16 protein-coding genes are annotated in these 14,433 nt (G+C 65.8%); 10 read left to right on the forward strand and 6 right to left on the reverse strand.

Annotated features, from left to right (window positions below):
* Positions 1-17 precede the first annotated feature (17 nt).
* The 5 genes from AC3A6J_RS18655 to AC3A6J_RS18675 are packed head-to-tail and all read right to left on the reverse strand — an operon-like array spanning position 18 to position 5,992.
* The gene (locus tag AC3A6J_RS18655) at positions 18-3,371 is read right to left on the reverse strand and encodes a pilus assembly protein (protein ID WP_487861467.1); all 3,354 of its coding nucleotides are present in this window, start codon (positions 3,369-3,371) and stop codon (positions 18-20) included.
* 20 nt (positions 3,372-3,391) lie between these two features.
* A complete protein-coding gene (locus AC3A6J_RS18660) occupies positions 3,392-4,108 on the reverse strand; it encodes a pilus assembly PilX family protein (protein WP_487861468.1) in 717 nt (238 codons plus the stop codon).
* Complete coding sequence (locus tag AC3A6J_RS18665; RefSeq protein WP_487861469.1) at positions 4,105-4,908, reverse strand: PilW family protein; 804 nt, start codon at positions 4,906-4,908, stop codon at positions 4,105-4,107. Before AC3A6J_RS18665 ends, AC3A6J_RS18660 begins: the two co-directional genes overlap by 4 nt.
* Positions 4,905-5,441: a type IV pilus modification protein PilV gene (gene pilV, locus AC3A6J_RS18670; protein WP_487861470.1), complete on the reverse strand. Its 537-nt coding sequence runs from the start codon at positions 5,439-5,441 to the stop codon at positions 4,905-4,907. Before pilV ends, AC3A6J_RS18665 begins: the two co-directional genes overlap by 4 nt.
* Positions 5,426-5,992, reverse strand: coding sequence for a GspH/FimT family pseudopilin (locus AC3A6J_RS18675; RefSeq protein WP_487861471.1), 567 nt, complete (start codon positions 5,990-5,992; stop codon positions 5,426-5,428). Before AC3A6J_RS18675 ends, pilV begins: the two co-directional genes overlap by 16 nt.
* Before the next feature lie 187 nt (positions 5,993-6,179).
* On the opposite strand from AC3A6J_RS18675, the gene ribD reads away from it, so the two are divergent.
* Genes ribD through tolA form a run of 10 tightly spaced genes read left to right on the forward strand, consistent with a single transcriptional unit; the run spans position 6,180 to position 14,010 of the window.
* The gene (ribD, locus tag AC3A6J_RS18680; protein ID WP_487861472.1) at positions 6,180-7,277 is read left to right on the forward strand and encodes a bifunctional diaminohydroxyphosphoribosylaminopyrimidine deaminase/5-amino-6-(5-phosphoribosylamino)uracil reductase RibD; all 1,098 of its coding nucleotides are present in this window, start codon (positions 6,180-6,182) and stop codon (positions 7,275-7,277) included.
* A 54-nt stretch (positions 7,278-7,331) separates the two neighbouring features.
* Positions 7,332-8,009: a riboflavin synthase gene (locus AC3A6J_RS18685; RefSeq protein WP_487861473.1), complete on the forward strand. Its 678-nt coding sequence runs from the start codon at positions 7,332-7,334 to the stop codon at positions 8,007-8,009.
* Positions 8,006-9,160 carry a bifunctional 3,4-dihydroxy-2-butanone-4-phosphate synthase/GTP cyclohydrolase II gene (gene ribBA, locus AC3A6J_RS18690; protein ID WP_487861474.1) on the forward strand — a complete coding sequence of 385 codons (1,155 nt, stop codon included), beginning with the start codon at positions 8,006-8,008 and terminating at the stop codon, positions 9,158-9,160. Before AC3A6J_RS18685 ends, ribBA begins: the two co-directional genes overlap by 4 nt.
* Before the next feature lie 23 nt (positions 9,161-9,183).
* Positions 9,184-9,651, forward strand: a complete 468-nt coding sequence (ribH, locus tag AC3A6J_RS18695) for a 6,7-dimethyl-8-ribityllumazine synthase (RefSeq protein WP_487861475.1) — start codon at positions 9,184-9,186, stop codon at positions 9,649-9,651.
* Positions 9,648-10,193 carry a transcription antitermination factor NusB gene (gene nusB, locus AC3A6J_RS18700; protein WP_487861476.1) on the forward strand — a complete coding sequence of 182 codons (546 nt, stop codon included), beginning with the start codon at positions 9,648-9,650 and terminating at the stop codon, positions 10,191-10,193. The genes ribH and nusB overlap by 4 nt, the downstream gene beginning before the upstream one ends.
* The gene (locus AC3A6J_RS18705) at positions 10,190-11,377 is read left to right on the forward strand and encodes a pyridoxal phosphate-dependent aminotransferase (protein WP_487861477.1); all 1,188 of its coding nucleotides are present in this window, start codon (positions 10,190-10,192) and stop codon (positions 11,375-11,377) included. The genes nusB and AC3A6J_RS18705 overlap by 4 nt, the downstream gene beginning before the upstream one ends.
* Positions 11,374-11,811 (forward strand): tol-pal system-associated acyl-CoA thioesterase, encoded by a 438-nt coding sequence (ybgC, locus tag AC3A6J_RS18710; RefSeq protein ID WP_487861478.1) that lies wholly within the window; start codon positions 11,374-11,376, stop codon positions 11,809-11,811. The genes AC3A6J_RS18705 and ybgC overlap by 4 nt, the downstream gene beginning before the upstream one ends.
* 16 nt (positions 11,812-11,827) lie before the next feature.
* Positions 11,828-12,547: a protein TolQ gene (gene tolQ / locus AC3A6J_RS18715; protein ID WP_487861479.1), complete on the forward strand. Its 720-nt coding sequence runs from the start codon at positions 11,828-11,830 to the stop codon at positions 12,545-12,547.
* A 17-nt stretch (positions 12,548-12,564) separates the two neighbouring features.
* Positions 12,565-13,002, forward strand: coding sequence for an ExbD/TolR family protein (locus tag AC3A6J_RS18720; RefSeq protein WP_487861480.1), 438 nt, complete (start codon positions 12,565-12,567; stop codon positions 13,000-13,002).
* Between the two features lie 3 nt (positions 13,003-13,005).
* Positions 13,006-14,010 carry a cell envelope integrity protein TolA gene (gene tolA, locus AC3A6J_RS18725; RefSeq protein ID WP_487861481.1) on the forward strand — a complete coding sequence of 335 codons (1,005 nt, stop codon included), beginning with the start codon at positions 13,006-13,008 and terminating at the stop codon, positions 14,008-14,010.
* 33 nt (positions 14,011-14,043) lie between these two features.
* Here tolA and AC3A6J_RS18730 read toward each other — a convergent pair whose 3' ends face one another.
* Positions 14,044-14,412 carry a YgiW/YdeI family stress tolerance OB fold protein gene (locus AC3A6J_RS18730; RefSeq protein ID WP_487861482.1) on the reverse strand — a complete coding sequence of 123 codons (369 nt, stop codon included), beginning with the start codon at positions 14,410-14,412 and terminating at the stop codon, positions 14,044-14,046.
* Between the last annotated feature and the right edge of the window lie 21 nt (positions 14,413-14,433).

A 14,433-nucleotide genomic window follows, 5' to 3' on the forward strand; every position in this document is an offset into this window, starting at 1 on the left:
GGGCAGATCCACGCTCATCAATATGACGAGAACAGGCTGCGCCAGCCGAAGCGGCGTACTGCGTCTGGCCGCTTCACGTCCGTGCAATCTCCTGCTGCGTTGCAGATCACGTCCGCGTTCTTCCCGTCGCCGGGCGGCATGAAGCTGAGATCGTCCCGACCCGAGTAGTTTCGGTACCCGAGATAGAGGCCAGCCGCAGCAGAATCGGCATAGACGATGCCGTCAGGCGCCGAGCCACTGAAGAAGTCGATCAGTAAGGTCCAGCCGTCGTCAGGGGTGCCAGGCGTGCAATCGACGCGGTCAGCAGCAGTGCCTGGGATCGTTGTGGAGAACAATCCAACGCTGTTGCTCAGCACGTCGCCCGGATAGACGATCCGCTCCTTGCTGGTTGGCAATTCGAGATACCAGCCGCGCTTGCCGCTTTCTTCCCGATAGCGCACGCTGTTGTTTGAAACGGTGCGGAACTCGGTGCCGAACCTAGCCTCCCCCGCTTCAGTGCTCAGATCCGTGACCGTCTCGGTGTCGATGGTCTGTTGCACAAGGTCGGTCAGCGCCACAGTATCTGAAGCCGCGCCCGCCCGATCCCATATGCCGTAGAGATATTGAGCGCTGATCGTGCTTTCATCGCCCTCGGCAAACAGTTGACCCGTGCCGAATACCACCATGTAGCCGCCCATAGGATGGTCGACGACCATTGGTGCGGCTGTGATCGGTTGCGTGACGCCAGCTGCGAACAGCGGCAACTTTTTGGGGCCCGAGGCGGTCGCACTCGACTCCATCGCTTTCCAGCTGCTGCTCTCGGCCCCGCTGAGATCGAACTTCCAGAGATTGCCGAGCAGGTCACCTGCATAGACAAGGTCGATCTTGCCATCGCCATTGCGGTCCATCGGCCGCGGAGCGGACAGGCCGTTGGCGGCGCCCGCTACCTGACTGGCCGGCGCTGGAATCTTGAGGATCGATTTGTCTCCGTCGAGGTACTGAATCCAGAGAATCGCTTTCTCGTTCTTGCTGTTGTAGCCGTTGCCCAGGATCAAAGCTCTGCGGCCATTGTTCAATGATGCGACCTGCACTGCTCGTCGCGAGAAGGAGTCGAGCGCGGGTTGCTGGAACTGATAGCCCAAATCGTCGTCCGCGAGGACCGTTGTATCGGCAAGAACGACGCCGGTCGCATTGCGCTCCAGAACATTCTCCGGATTGGTGACGTCAAGCACGAAGTAGCCCCTGCCTCCCGCCCCGAGGGTTCCGACGAGCACCGACTTCCAGAAGTTCTCTTTCAGCTTGCTGTCGTCGGAACCCATGTAGATATCTGCCACGAACGGGCTTCCGTCGACGTAGTACTGATGCGAATACGCTTGCTCGCTGAGCCGCTTGAGAACAGGCGCGTCCGCAGTGCCGTAGAGGCCTGCAGGCACATAAGCGAATGCCTCGATGCCGTCCTCTGCATTGAAGGCGTGCATCATGCCGTCATTCGCCCCGACATAGACCATCGCCTTGCGAGGCTTCGCAGCGAAGGAGGCATACGCGTCGCGAGTGAAGCCGCTGCTCGGCTGCCCGGCATACCACAGGCTGGAGCCGACGATATCGCCCAGCACATGGTCGCGCTCTCTGAAGTCATCTCCGCCGGGTCCCTCCTTGCTGCGGTCGCCGCGTAGAAAGTCGAGCACCCCTTGTCCATGCGTTTTCTTCTTCTCGTCGGCCGCAGCATTTGCCACGCCTGCAAGCGCATCCTGCTGTGCACCGCTAAGGCTGTCCCAGAGGAATGGAATGCCGGAACCGCCCGCTTCGGTGCTCGAGAAACTCAGCACCTCCCGAGTGGCGTGCGCACCCGTCTCAGCCATGCGTTCGTCGAGCAAAACGCGCGCATCCCAGATGGTCTCGTTATGGAGTCGCGCTTTCTCGCCGAACTTGGTGGCCGTAAGCATGCCTGACCAGTCTCCCGTGTCGTACCCTGCTCGATAGGCCGTGGTGCTGGTCGAAATCTTGGAAGCATTGGCCGAGATAGAGGTACGCGACTTGCTGGGTTCAGAGCCGAGCGGGGCGAGGATCGATTCGAATGCGTCATTGAGCGCACCCGCATTGGCAGCCGGCAGAAAGCGACCCCGACCATTGATTGCGGCATGCCAGAGGTCCATCCGCACGATGGAGGGATTGAACGCGTCGTAGTCGAAACCAAAGCTGAATCCGGCTTCGTCCCAACGCAGCCGCGCGTCGTTTTTCGGCCTTGTCCCGTCCAACGGATTGGGCCAAGCGAGGGTGCCCGCGGCCAAGGCCGCGAAATCTTTGCTGTACGTGGGTTGCGATGCCTTGTTGTCGAATGCGGGCCTTCCCGTCCACGACGACGCAGAGCCAAAGCCGATCGTGTGCGTCCTCAGGTGCTGCCAGTTGGCAGGGTCGTTACGCGGGTTCCAATATTCGGAGTTGCTGGCCAGGTACTTCGGCTCATCAAGCTTGTTCACGTTGTCAGGCACCTGCGGCTGCAGATCGATGGCCCAATAGTGGAACGCCAGGTCGGCGAGCGTGGGCCGATACTCTTCGGTCGGCCTCCACACGCCATCCTCGCCCTTTGTCCAGGGGTGCGCCTCAATCTTGGCTCCTGCGTAATCGGCATAAGGAGCGCGCGGCTCGTATCTGATGCCGCCCGGCAAGTCGCGCCGGGTGCCATCTGCGTTGCCGATGTCGGGTATGCCAAATGTCTCGGGGTCGTTTTGAAAGCCGAACAGCGTGTATTCGCCATCGGTCATGAAAATGTGGAACGACTTGCGGCAGCTCGACTGGCTGGCGCCTTCCACGCCCGGATCGTCGGAATAGGGACTCAGCCTTCCCGTGGTCTTCATGTATTCGCCAGCACGCACCATCATCGCGTGCATGGGGGTGCCACCGTCGGCGTGCAGCGCGTCAACCCAGGTCATGAAGTTCTTCCGATGGGCACCCTTGAATGGGCGGAGCAGGTTTGCGTTTGCGGTGCCATCGACGACACAACTGCTCGCTCGGTAGTCAGCGGCCGCTTTTTCATCGGGGGCAAAGCCCACGCAGCTCTCGGTCGTCGTGTGATTCATCGCCTGCCAGGCGAGGCGAATGCGACGATCAGGGATCTTGCTCTCCGAGAAATTGGACTTCAATGCCTTTTTCAGCGCAGCCAGGCGAGTGGGTACGCCGCTCGGAGGGTACCTGCTGCCGTCCGACGCACGCGACGACCACCGCATGCTGTACGAGTTGTCGACTGACACGATCACGTTCGGCGCTGGTTGCTCGACGCTGGCATCGCGCGGCTCCTGGGCCAGCGAGAAAGCGGCTGCATGACCGAGTGTCTGTACCAGCACCTGGATCAGCACGCATCCGAAGACGCGACCTGAAAACCTGTTGATATTCATATTGCTTGTTTCCACAGCGCTCAGTTCAAGGTCTTCACGGGATCCGGATCCAGGGAGATCTGCAGCATCACCTCGGTGCCGCCGGCCGCGCTTGCGGCGCGGGCGCCCGCGGCCATCGCGGTGATCCGGTACAACGGGTATTTGCTGTTCGGACGGTCGATCACCTCGATCCAATACCGCGCGCTGGACAGCGCCGGACTGTCAGCGGTGGGTGCAGCAGTGAATTGCCCGTACTTGGCGTACTTTTCTGCGTAGTTCTTCTTGGTCCAGAAGCGATAAGCCTCGCTGTCCTTCGCAGCCATGCCGGATTCGGGCGCAGCGAAATAGCAGATGCCGTCCGTACAGCTGTTGCTCTCGGTTAGCACGTAGGCTGTCACCCAGCCGGTGTCCCGGTCGGGAAAGACGCGGTTGCGCTCTGGCGTGCGACAGGGCGCATCCATGACGGCCGAACAATGGACGTAGGTCTTGGTCGCGGTGTCGAAGACCTTCTGTCGAATGTCGTGCTCCGCATCGAGCAGCGCCGCCTCGGCCGCCTCGAACGCTCGTTGATGGTCGCGCTCGTTGCCCGCCATCGATTCGAGCAGTTGGGCGATGCGAGCGCCTCCGATGACCAGCAACCCCGAAATCAGCAGCATGATCACGACGATGAACAAGGAAAACCCGCACTGGCGGAACCCGGCGCGGCGAACGCCGGCAGCGCGCATCGGCCGTGGAGAGATGCAGATGAGGGAGCTCATTGATTTCTCAGAGCGAACACGGCCGTGTGAACGCGCCGCAGCCTCCCGTCCGTGCTGGCCTGCGCTTTTCCGTCGCAATCCATGTAGCTGCCGTCCGGGTTGTTGCGCGACCTTCCCACGAGCTGCAGGCATACACGTACCGTACGGACCCGTCCGAAATCGGGCACGCCGGCAGCCGTCACATAGCGCCCCGCCTGCTCACCTCCGCCCTCCGCTGCGATGCCATACATCACGTCGAAGCGCTCCACGCCGTCGATGATCGGCTGGGCGCCGTTGCCGCCGCTGCCTGCGCAGCGCAAGGTACCCTTCACTACCGAGAACTCGCTGGTGATCAGGCGAGGGTTGAATGGGTCAGCGGGGTTGGCAGGGTCGTAGTCGGCTCTCGCATCGCTCTCCGCCCGCTGATTGAGGCAGTCCCTGAAATAGTCAGGGGCTGGCGCATAGCCAACCGCCAGCGTGTCATTCACAGAACCGCTCGATGCCTCCTGTCCATTGAGGGCGAAGAAATCGCGGTCACCTCGAAGGTTGGTCGCCAGATTGACGTTGAAGTAGTAGAGCGGCCCCGTCGGGTCGATCGGGATGTAGCCGGCTTGCCGAATCTGCTGTCCCAGCATCCTGAGGGCGAGCGCGGCCGATTGGTTCAATGTGCTGACATCGCTGCCCGTCAGAGCGGTGCTGCGCGTGCCGAACAAGCTGGCGATGGCGGCAAGCATCACGAGCATGCCGATGATCAGCGCGACCAGGAATTCGACCAGCGTGAAGCCGGCTGATCGCGTGCAATGGGGAGTGATATTGCTCATGGTTCGGGCACCGCAACGATGACTTCCTGGCAGGACTTGCCCGGACATCCCCAACTCGTATCCGGCGCGATGGGATGGGTGGCCGCAGCGTCGTTCCAGGTGACATGGACGAAGAGCAGGCCGCCTGCGTTGTCCTTGGATTGCACATCGCCGAGGCCGCCTGGCAGCGCGGCGGCCACCCTGCGCTTCCAGGCCCACAAGTCCCAGGCCGCAAGTTCCGCCTGGCTGCAGGCGCTGTCGATATCTGCACAGGAAGGGCTCGGCTCGCTCTCGGGCGCAGGCGTAAAGTCAACCTTGTAAGGACTCCCGGCCGTAGCGCCTTTCACAGGATTCGCGCGGATGCGCTCGGCCATTTCACTTGCCAGTTGCGCCGCAATGTTCTGATTGCTCGCGCCCGAACTGTCGGAAAGCACCCGCAACTGAAAGCCGGCCAGAGCGAGTAACCCGAAAGAGAGCACGAGAATGGAGACGAGGGCCTCGATCAGCGAAAAGCCGGCTTGCCTTGCGGGCACGCGGCTCAGGATCCGGGGCATCTCTCAACCCCCTTCACAAGGAGAACTCGACCTCCGCTCGCCACGCAGACGACGATCGCATGGGGCGAACTCGGCCGACCGACCGGAAAGAACCTGAAGCCCGCCGAAGCGGAGACATGGCCAGTGGCGTCGAAAGACAAGCCGCCAGCAGCGGTCCGTTCGACCACGACACCGCTGTCAGACCCTTGCTGCTGGAGGATCTCGGTCGTCGCTCCATCGATGACGAGCGTGTCCCAGCCACAGCTCCAGTCCTTGTCGCTGCAGGCCACACCCTTTCGGATGCTCACCGTCCGCCCGCGGCGCACGGCCTCTGAACGGGCATGGCTGATGCTCGCTGCCAACGCCGAAGCCATGCGTTCGACCCGGTAGTTTTCAATCAGATCCCGAAAGCCCGGCAGGGCCAGGGCCGCGAGGATCGCCATCAGTACGATGACGACCAGCATCTCGACCAACGTAAGTCCCCGTCCCGTTCCGATGGGCCGCTTGGGCCGCCGGGCGAGCGCGCAGAATCGGTGATCCATCTTGTAGCTCGCGCCGCCCCGCAAATGCATGCGTGGCGACGCTCTTCTCCCTGATTTCCTTGTATGGCCACGAATCTAGTTCGTCGAATTTCTTTTGAACATCTAGTGAACGACAAGCGGTCAAAGCAAATGGATCGACGGTCTTTTTCTACTCACTGCACCAATTTGTTCAAAATACTTCCGTAAAAGAAAAACAATGGGAACTGAAAAAGATTTCATGGCCCTGGCCCTGGCCCTCGCCTGTCAAGCCGGCCCCGAAACCGACCCCAATCCCCGCGTCGGCTGCGTCCTCGTCGGCGCCGCCGGCGCCGTCATCGGCGAAGGCCACACCCAGCAGGTCGGCGGCCCGCACGCCGAAGTCATGGCGCTGCGCGACGCTGCGGCAAAAGGCCATTCGGTCGCAGGCGCCACCGCCTTCGTCACGCTCGAACCCTGCGCCCACCACGGCCGCACCGGACCCTGCTGCGATGCGCTGATCGCCGCGGGCATCGGTCGGGTCGTGGCGTCGATGGCTGACCCGAACCCGCTGGTCGCCGGCCAGGGCTTCGACCGGCTGCGCGCCGCCGGCGTGACGGTCGAGATCGGGCCGGGCGCGGACGAGGCGCGCGAGCTCAACATCGGCTTCTTCAGCCGCATGGTCCGCAAGACGCCCTGGGTGCGGCTCAAGGCCGCGGCCTCGCTCGACGGCAAGACCGCCCTGCGCAATGGCGTGAGTCAATGGATCACCGCCGAGCCGGCACGCACCGACGGCCACGCGTGGCGGGCGCGCGCCAGCGCGGTGCTGACCGGCGTCGGCACGGTGCTCGAGGACGCCCCCCGGCTCGACGTGCGGCTGGTGGCAACCACGCGCCAGCCGCACCTGGTGGTGATCGACAGCCATCTGCAGACGCCGCCCGCCGCGCGCCTCTTCATGCCGGGCCGCGCCGTCTGGATCTATGCCGCGGCACGCGACGAGACCAGGGCGGCGGCCCTCGAAGCGCGCGGCGCCACCGTCACCTGCCTGCCCAATCCGCAGGGCAAGGTCGATCTGGCGGCGGTGCTGCGTGATCTCGCGCGGCGCGAGGTCAACGAACTGCACGTCGAGGCCGGCCACAAGCTCAACGGATCGCTGCTGCGCGAAGGGCTGGTCGACGAGCTGCTCCTCTATCTGGCGCCCAAGCTCCTGGGCGACGGCATGGAGATCGCCTCGGGCATGCATGCGGGCGGGCCGCTCGCCGAACTGTCGGGCGCGCTGCCGCTCGATTTCAGGCAGTTCGACCGGATCGGGCCCGACCTGCGGATCGTCGCCCGCGTCGCGGGACGGGATACTTTCTAGCGCCGAATGGGCGCCGCCGCCCGGGAAGCCCAGGATGTCTGCGAAAATGCGCGGATGTTCACCGGAATCATCACCGGCGTGGGGCGCATCGCCGCCATCCACGACCTCGGCCCCTCCTCCTCCCACGGCAAACGACTCGCCATCGCGGCGCCCGACGGCTACCTCGACGACGTCGGCCTGGGCGACAGCATCGCCCTCAACGGGGCCTGCATGACCGTGACCAGCCTCGATGCGGCCGCGCGGCAGTTCACCATCGACATCTCTGCCGAATCGCTCGACAAGACCGCGGGCCTCACCGAACCCGACGCGCGCCTCAACCTCGAGAAGGCCCTGCGCGCGAGCGACCGCCTCGGCGGCCATATCGTGTCGGGCCACGTGGACGGCATCGGCACCGTGAGCCGCTTCGCGCCCGTCGGCGAGAGTTGGGAACTGCGCGTGGTCGCGCCGCCCGCCTTGGCACGGTTCCTGGCCTACAAAGGCTCGATCACCGTCAATGGCGTGAGCCTCACGGTCAACAGCGTGGCCGATATGGCCGACGGCGCCGAGATCAGCATCAACCTGATCCCGCACACCGTCGAGAACACATCGCTCGGCAGCCTCCAGGCCGGCGCCAAGGTCAACCTCGAAATCGACACCGTGGCGCGCTACGTGGAGCGCATGCTCCAGGCCGGCGTGCTGGCGGTGCCCTCCACAGCGTCCACGCCCACGTATTCCAAGGACACCGCCGAATGAACGCCTCCGTCACGCCGATCGGCGCCCCCCGCAATACGCGGGCTCCCGCGCCGATCTCCCCGGTCGAGGAGATCGTCGCCGAGCTCGCCGCGGGCCGCATGGTGATCCTCGTCGACGAGGAAGACCGCGAGAACGAAGGCGACATCGTCATCGCGGCCGACCACATCACGCCCGACGCCATCAACTTCATGGCGCGCCATGCACGCGGGCTGATCTGCCTCACGCTGTCGCGCGAGATGTGCGAGCGACTGCAGCTGCCGCCCATGGTGTCGCGCAACGGCGCCAAGCATTCAACGGCGTTCACCGTGTCGATCGAGGCGGCCGAAGGCGTGACCACCGGCATCTCGGCGGCCGACCGCGCGCGCACCGTGCAGGCTGCCGTGGCCCGCGATGCGGTGGCGAGCGACCTGGTGCAGCCCGGGCATATCTTTCCACTGCAGGCGGTCGACGGCGGCGTGCTGATGCGCGCGGGCCATACCGAAGCCGGCTGCGACCTCGCGGCCATGGCCGGCTGCTCGCCGGCCTCGGTGATCTGCGAGGTGATGAACGAAGACGGCACCATGGCCCGGCTGCCCGACCTGCAGGTCTTCGCGGCCGAACACGGGCTCAAGATCGGCACCATTGCCGCGCTGATCGAGCACCGCAGCCGCACCGAGTCGCTGGTCGAAAAGGTCGGCTGCCGCGAGATCCAGACCGCCTGGGGCAGCTTCACCGCCCACGCCTTCACCGACAAGCCGAGCCGCGGCGTGCACCTGGCGCTGGTGCGCGGCCAGTGGACGCCCGACGAGACCGTGTCGGTGCGCGTGCACGAGCCGCTCTCGGTGCTCGACGCGCTCGAGATCAACCGTTCGCTGCACTCCTGGAGCCTCGACGCCAGCCTCGCGCACATCGCCGGCGAGGGCAAGGGCGTGGCGGTGCTCCTGAACTGCGGCGAGACCGGCGCCGAGCTGCTCGCGCAGTTCGACGGCACCGCGCGCCCGGCGCAGGCGCCCGAACGCGGCCGCATGGACCTGCGCAGCTACGGCATCGGCGCGCAGATCCTGCGCGAATGCGGCGTGCACAAAATGAACCTGCTCGGCACGCCGCGCCGCATGCCGAGCATGGCGGCGGGCTATGGCCTCGAGATTGCCGGCTACCTTTCCAAAGACTGAAGACAACAAAAGACGAACCCGACATGCAAGGTGCAAACAAGGGAGCGGATGCGAAGCCGCTCGACGGAAAAGGACTGCGCATCGGCATCGTGCAGGCGCGTTTCAACGCCGACATCACCGACGCGCTCGCTGCCGCCTGCCTCGCGGAGCTCGAGGCGCTCGGCGTGGCCGCGGACGACATCCACCACGTGAACGTGCCCGGCGCCCTCGAAGTGCCCGTGGCGCTGCAGGCCATGGCTCGACGCGGCGGCTACCACGCGCTGGTGGCGCTGGGCTGCATCATCCGCGGCGAGACCTACCACTTCGAACTGGTGGCCAACGAATCGGGCGCGAGCGTGAGCCGCGTCGCACTCGACCATCGCCTTCCCATCGCCAACGCGATCCTGACCACCGAGAACCTCGAGCAGGCCGTGGCGCGCCAGACCGACAAGGGCCGCGACGCGGCCCGCGTGGCGGTCGAAATGGCGCAGCTGCTGGCCGCCCTCCAATGACCGACGACACCCCCAAGACCACCGGCGCCAAGCCGCGCCCCGCACGGCAGCTGCGCACCGGCCTCACGAGCAGCGGCGTGCGCAAGGCCTCGGCCAAGTCGAACCGCAGCCGCGCGCGCGAATTCGCGCTGCAGGCGCTCTACCAGCACCTGGTGGGCCGCAACGACGCTTCCGACATCGACCACTTCACGCGCGACCTCGCGGGCTTCCACAAGGCCGACGCCGCGCACTACGACGCGCTGCTGCACGGTTCGATCGAGAACGCCGAGCAGCTCGATGCGCTGATCCGGCCGCTGCTCGACCGCAAGTTCGAAGAGATATCGCCCGTCGAACACGCGGTGATGTGGATCGGTGTGTACGAATTCCAGCATTGCCTCGACGTGCCCTGGCGCGTGGTGCTCAACGAGTGCGTCGAACTGGCCAAGGAGTTTGGCGGCACCGACGGCCACAAGTACGTCAATGCCGTGCTCAACGGCCTGGCGCCGCAGTTGCGCGCCGCCGAAGTCGAGGCCGATCGCGCCTCGGGCAAGGCCAGGCCGTGAGGATTTCGGCGCGCGCCCAGCGCATCGAACCCTTCTACGTGATGGAGGTCGCCAAGGCCGCCGGCGTGCTCGCGCGCGAGGTGGCACACACCGAGCGGCCGATGATTTTCCTGAACATCGGCGAGCCCGACTTCACCGCGCCGCCGCTGGTGCAGGAAGCCGCAGCGCGCGCGGTGCGCGCCGGCGCCACGCAATACACCCAGGCCACCGGCCTCGACGCACTGCGCGAGCGCATCAGCGGCTGGTATGCGCAGCGCTTCGGCGTCGACGTGCCGGCGCGGCGCATCGTGGTGACGGCCGGCGCCTCGGCAGCGCTGCAGCTTGCCTGCCTGGCGCTGATCGATGCGGGCGACGAGATCCTGATGCCCGACCCGAGCTATCCGTGCAACCGGCATTTCGTGAGCGCGGCGGACGGCAAGGCCGTGCTGGTGCCGACCACGGCGGCCGAGCGCTTCCAGCTCACGGCCGCCAAGGTCGAGGCCGCCTGGACCGCCAACACGCGCGGCGTGCTGCTGGCGTCGCCTTCCAACCCCACCGGCACCTCCATCGCGCCCGACGAACTGCGCCGCATCCACGAGGTGGTTTCGCAGCGTGGCGGCATCACGCTGATCGACGAGATCTACCTGGGGCTGTCGTACGACGCGCAATTCGGACAGACGGCGCTGGCGATCGACGACAACGTCATCAGCATCAACAGCTTCAGCAAGTACTTCAACATGACCGGCTGGCGGCTCGGCTGGCTGGTGGTGCCCGAGGCGCTGGTGCCGGTGGTCGAGCGCCTGGCGCAGAACCTCTTCATCTGCGCGAGCACGGTGTCGCAGTACGCAGCGCTCGCCTGCTTCGAGGACGCCAGCATCGCCGAATACGAACGCCGCCGCGCCGAGTTCAAGGCCCGGCGCGACTGGTTCATTCCGCAGTTGAACGCACTCGGCCTCGACGTGCCGGTCGTGCCCGACGGCGCCTTCTACGCCTGGGCCGACTGCACCCGCATCGCCGAACAGCTCGGCATTTCGGGCAGTTGGGATTTCGCCTTCGAAACCATGAAGCGGGCCCATGTCGCCGTGACGCCCGGCCGCGACTTCGGCAGCGCCGAAACCTCGCGCTTCGTGCGCTTTTCGACAGCCAGTTCGATGGCGCACCTGCAGGAATCGATTGAGCGCCTGCGGGCCATGATTGCGAGATGAGCTTCGCGTTCCCCATTCGCGTCTACTGGGAAGACACCGACGCCGGCGGCATCGTGTTCTATGCCAACTACCTCAAGTTCATGGAACGCGCGCGCACCGAATGGCTGCGCTCGCTGGGCATCGAACAGCGTGCGCTGCGCGAGCGAACCGGCGGCCAGTTCGTGGTGAGCGAGACGCAACTCAAATACCACCGCCCCTCGCGGCTCGACGACGAACTGCTGGTGACAGCCGAACTTCGACAATCGGGCACTGCATCGCTGATAATCGGACAGCGAGTGCTATCAAAAACAGAGCAAACGCGGACCGACGCGGCCGACCCCGTGCTGCTGTGCGAGGGCACCATCCGCATCGGCTGGGTGGACGCTTCCACACTGCGCCCCGCGCGCATCCCGGCCGAAATTGCGGGAACCCTCGAGCGCCGCGCGGCTCCATGACTCAACCTTTCAAGCCATGAACCAAGATCTCTCCATCGTCAATCTCCTGCTCCAAGCGAGCATCGTGGTCCAACTGGTCGTGCTCTTGCTCGTGATCGTCTCGATCGCCAGCTGGGCCGCGATCATCCGCAAGTACTTCGCGCTGCGCCGCATGCGCGCGCTCAACGATGAGTTCGAGCGCGAGTTCTGGTCGGGCACCAGCCTCAACGAGCTGTTCGCCTCGGCCGCGCAGAACGCCAAGTTCTCCGGCCCCATGGAGCGCATCTTCGCCTCGGGCATGCGCGAGTACCAAAAACTGCGTGAACGCCACGTGAGCGACGCCCCCACGCTGCTCGACGGTGCCCGCCGCGCCATGCGCGCGAGCTTCCAGCGCGAGCTCGACGCGGCCGAACAGAACCTGTCGTTCCTGGCCACCGTCGGTTCGGTCTCGCCCTACGTCGGCCTCTTCGGCACGGTCTGGGGGATCATGCATGCCTTCACCGGTCTGGCCGCGCTCGCGCAGGTCACGCTCGCCAGCGTGGCGCCCGGCATTGCCGAAGCGCTGGTGGCGACCGCCATCGGCCTGTTCGCGGCGATTCCCGCGGTGGTCGGCTACAACCGCTTCGCGCGCGAGATCGACAAGATCGCCATCGCCCTCGAGACCTACATCGAGGAGTTCTCCAACATCCTGCAGCGCAACCTGTCGGCCAACCCGGGTGCGGCAACGGCCACGTCGGCGACGGCCACCAACCGCTGAGCGGAGAAGACAAACCCATGCCCGCCGTTTCATCCCGAGGCCGAGGCCGCCGGACGATCAACGAGATCAACATGGTCCCGTTCATCGACGTGATGCTGGTGCTGCTGATCATCTTCATGGTCACTGCACCGCTCATCACGCCGAGCGTGATCAACCTGCCTTCGGTCGACCGCGCCAACAAGCAGCCCGACAAGCCGATCGAGATCGTCATCAAGAGCGACGACGAAGTGCAGATCAAGAAGGACCCGTCCACCGGCAGCGGCGGCACGTCCATCCCCATGACCCAGATCGGCGATGCAGCCAAGACGGCCCAGGGCGGCGACGACCAGCGCCCGGTGGTCATCAGCGCCGACAAGTCCGTCAAGTACGAAACCGTCGTGAAGGCGATGAACCAGCTCAAGCGCAGCGGCATCGAGCGCGTGGGTCTGTCGGTCACCACCACGGGCGGCAAATAAGGCATGTCGCTCGCGCTGGACCGCCCCGAATTCGCACCCCCGCCGCAGCGCGGCACGCCGCGCGCGGTGCTGCTGGCGCTCGTCGCGCATGCGCTCCTGATCGCCGCGCTGACCTGGGGCGTGAGCTGGCGGCGCGAAACGGCAGACGCCGCCGTCGACGCCGAGCTGTGGTCTTCGACCGTGCAGCAGGCCGCGCCGCGTGCCGTGGCGCCCACACCGCCGCCGCCCGCGCCGGCGCCGGCCCCCGCGCCCGAACCCCCACCGCCCCCGCCGCCCCAGGCCGTGCGGCCGCCGGAACCGGCGCCCCCGCCGCCCAAGGAGCCCGACATCGCGCTCGAACGCGAGAAGAAGCTCAAGGAGCAGAAGGAGCGCGAGCGCCAGGAAGAACTGGCGCGCGAGCAGCGGCAGAAAAAGCTCGAAGCCGAGCGCAAGGCCGCGCAGGAAAAGAAAGAGCAGGAAGCGCGCGAGCGCGCCGAGCGGCTCGAGGCCGAGCGCAAGAAGGAAGCGCAGCAGGAGCAGCAGGAAAAGAAGCTGGCCGAAGCTAAGAAGAAGGAAGCCGAGGCTGCTGCGGCCAAGAAGAAGGAAGCCGAAGCCGCTGCGGCCGCCAAGAAGAAGGAAGCCGAGGCCAAGGCCACCGCGCAGGCAGCCGCCGATCGCGCCGCCACGCTCAAGCGCATGCAGGCCATGGCGGGCAGCGGCGGCGAGGGCAATGCCGCGCGCTCGTCCGGCCCGTCGGGCAGCTATGGCGGCAAGGTGGCTGCGGCCGTCCGGCCCAACGTGGTGTTCCCCGAGGCCGATCTGATCAACGGCAACCCCGGCGCCGAATTCGACGTGCGCCTCGCGCCCGATGGCACGATCGTCGGAACGCCTTCGCTGGTGAAGAGCAGCGGCGTGGCGAACTGGGACGAAGCCGCGCTGCGTGCGCTGCAGAAGACCGAGAAGCTGCCGCGCGACGTCGACGGCACCGTGCCGTCGCGGCTGATCGTCACGCTCAAGCCCAAGCGCTGAGCCGCTGAGGGCCGGCGCCCGCGCGGGCGCCGCTCAGCGCGCCACGCTCAGGCGCTTGACGTCGAGCTCGGCCTTGTTGCCGACCATGTCCTTGTCGAACTCGCCCGAGATCTCGACGCGCACCTTGTCGTCGATCTTCACGCCCGGCTGAAAGTGCTTGGCGTCGATCTCGACCTTCATGCGGCCGCTGTCGTCGGCAAAGGTGTAGTGCTCGCCGCCATCGTGCGAGACGATGAAGCCGCGCAGAGTCGCATGCTGGTCGTCCTTGCCGGTGTCCAGCAACTGCTTGACCGTCATGGCCTGCACGCTGCTCGGGCCGCTGTATTGGGCCAGGGCCGGCGTCAGCGCGACCGCCAGGCCGAGGGCGAACGTGGTTTTCTTCAGTTTGGCTGCAAGCGTCATGGCGGTGTTACTCCTTGTTGA

This window comes from Variovorax sp. Soil_C_39 (assembly GCF_057656815.1).

Bases quoted from the DNA above. Each gene is read 5' to 3' on its own strand.
- AC3A6J_RS18655 (WP_487861467.1), bottom strand. From the start codon at position 3,371: ATGAATATCAACAGGTTTTCAGGTCGCGTCTTCGGATGCGTGCTGATC.
- AC3A6J_RS18660 (WP_487861468.1), bottom strand. From the start codon at position 4,108: ATGAGCTCCCTCATCTGCATCTCTCCACGGCCGATGCGCGCTGCCGGC.
- AC3A6J_RS18665 (WP_487861469.1), bottom strand. From the start codon at position 4,908: ATGAGCAATATCACTCCCCATTGCACGCGATCAGCCGGCTTCACGCTG.
- pilV (WP_487861470.1), bottom strand. From the start codon at position 5,441: ATGCCCCGGATCCTGAGCCGCGTGCCCGCAAGGCAAGCCGGCTTTTCG.
- AC3A6J_RS18675 (WP_487861471.1), bottom strand. From the start codon at position 5,992: ATGCATTTGCGGGGCGGCGCGAGCTACAAGATGGATCACCGATTCTGC.
- ribD (WP_487861472.1), top strand. From the start codon at position 6,180: ATGGCCCTGGCCCTGGCCCTCGCCTGTCAAGCCGGCCCCGAAACCGAC.
- AC3A6J_RS18685 (WP_487861473.1), top strand. From the start codon at position 7,332: ATGTTCACCGGAATCATCACCGGCGTGGGGCGCATCGCCGCCATCCAC.
- ribBA (WP_487861474.1), top strand. From the start codon at position 8,006: ATGAACGCCTCCGTCACGCCGATCGGCGCCCCCCGCAATACGCGGGCT.
- ribH (WP_487861475.1), top strand. From the start codon at position 9,184: ATGCAAGGTGCAAACAAGGGAGCGGATGCGAAGCCGCTCGACGGAAAA.
- nusB (WP_487861476.1), top strand. From the start codon at position 9,648: ATGACCGACGACACCCCCAAGACCACCGGCGCCAAGCCGCGCCCCGCA.
- ybgC (WP_487861478.1), top strand. From the start codon at position 11,374: ATGAGCTTCGCGTTCCCCATTCGCGTCTACTGGGAAGACACCGACGCC.
- tolQ (WP_487861479.1), top strand. From the start codon at position 11,828: ATGAACCAAGATCTCTCCATCGTCAATCTCCTGCTCCAAGCGAGCATC.
- AC3A6J_RS18720 (WP_487861480.1), top strand. From the start codon at position 12,565: ATGCCCGCCGTTTCATCCCGAGGCCGAGGCCGCCGGACGATCAACGAG.
- tolA (WP_487861481.1), top strand. From the start codon at position 13,006: ATGTCGCTCGCGCTGGACCGCCCCGAATTCGCACCCCCGCCGCAGCGC.
- AC3A6J_RS18730 (WP_487861482.1), bottom strand. From the start codon at position 14,412: ATGACGCTTGCAGCCAAACTGAAGAAAACCACGTTCGCCCTCGGCCTG.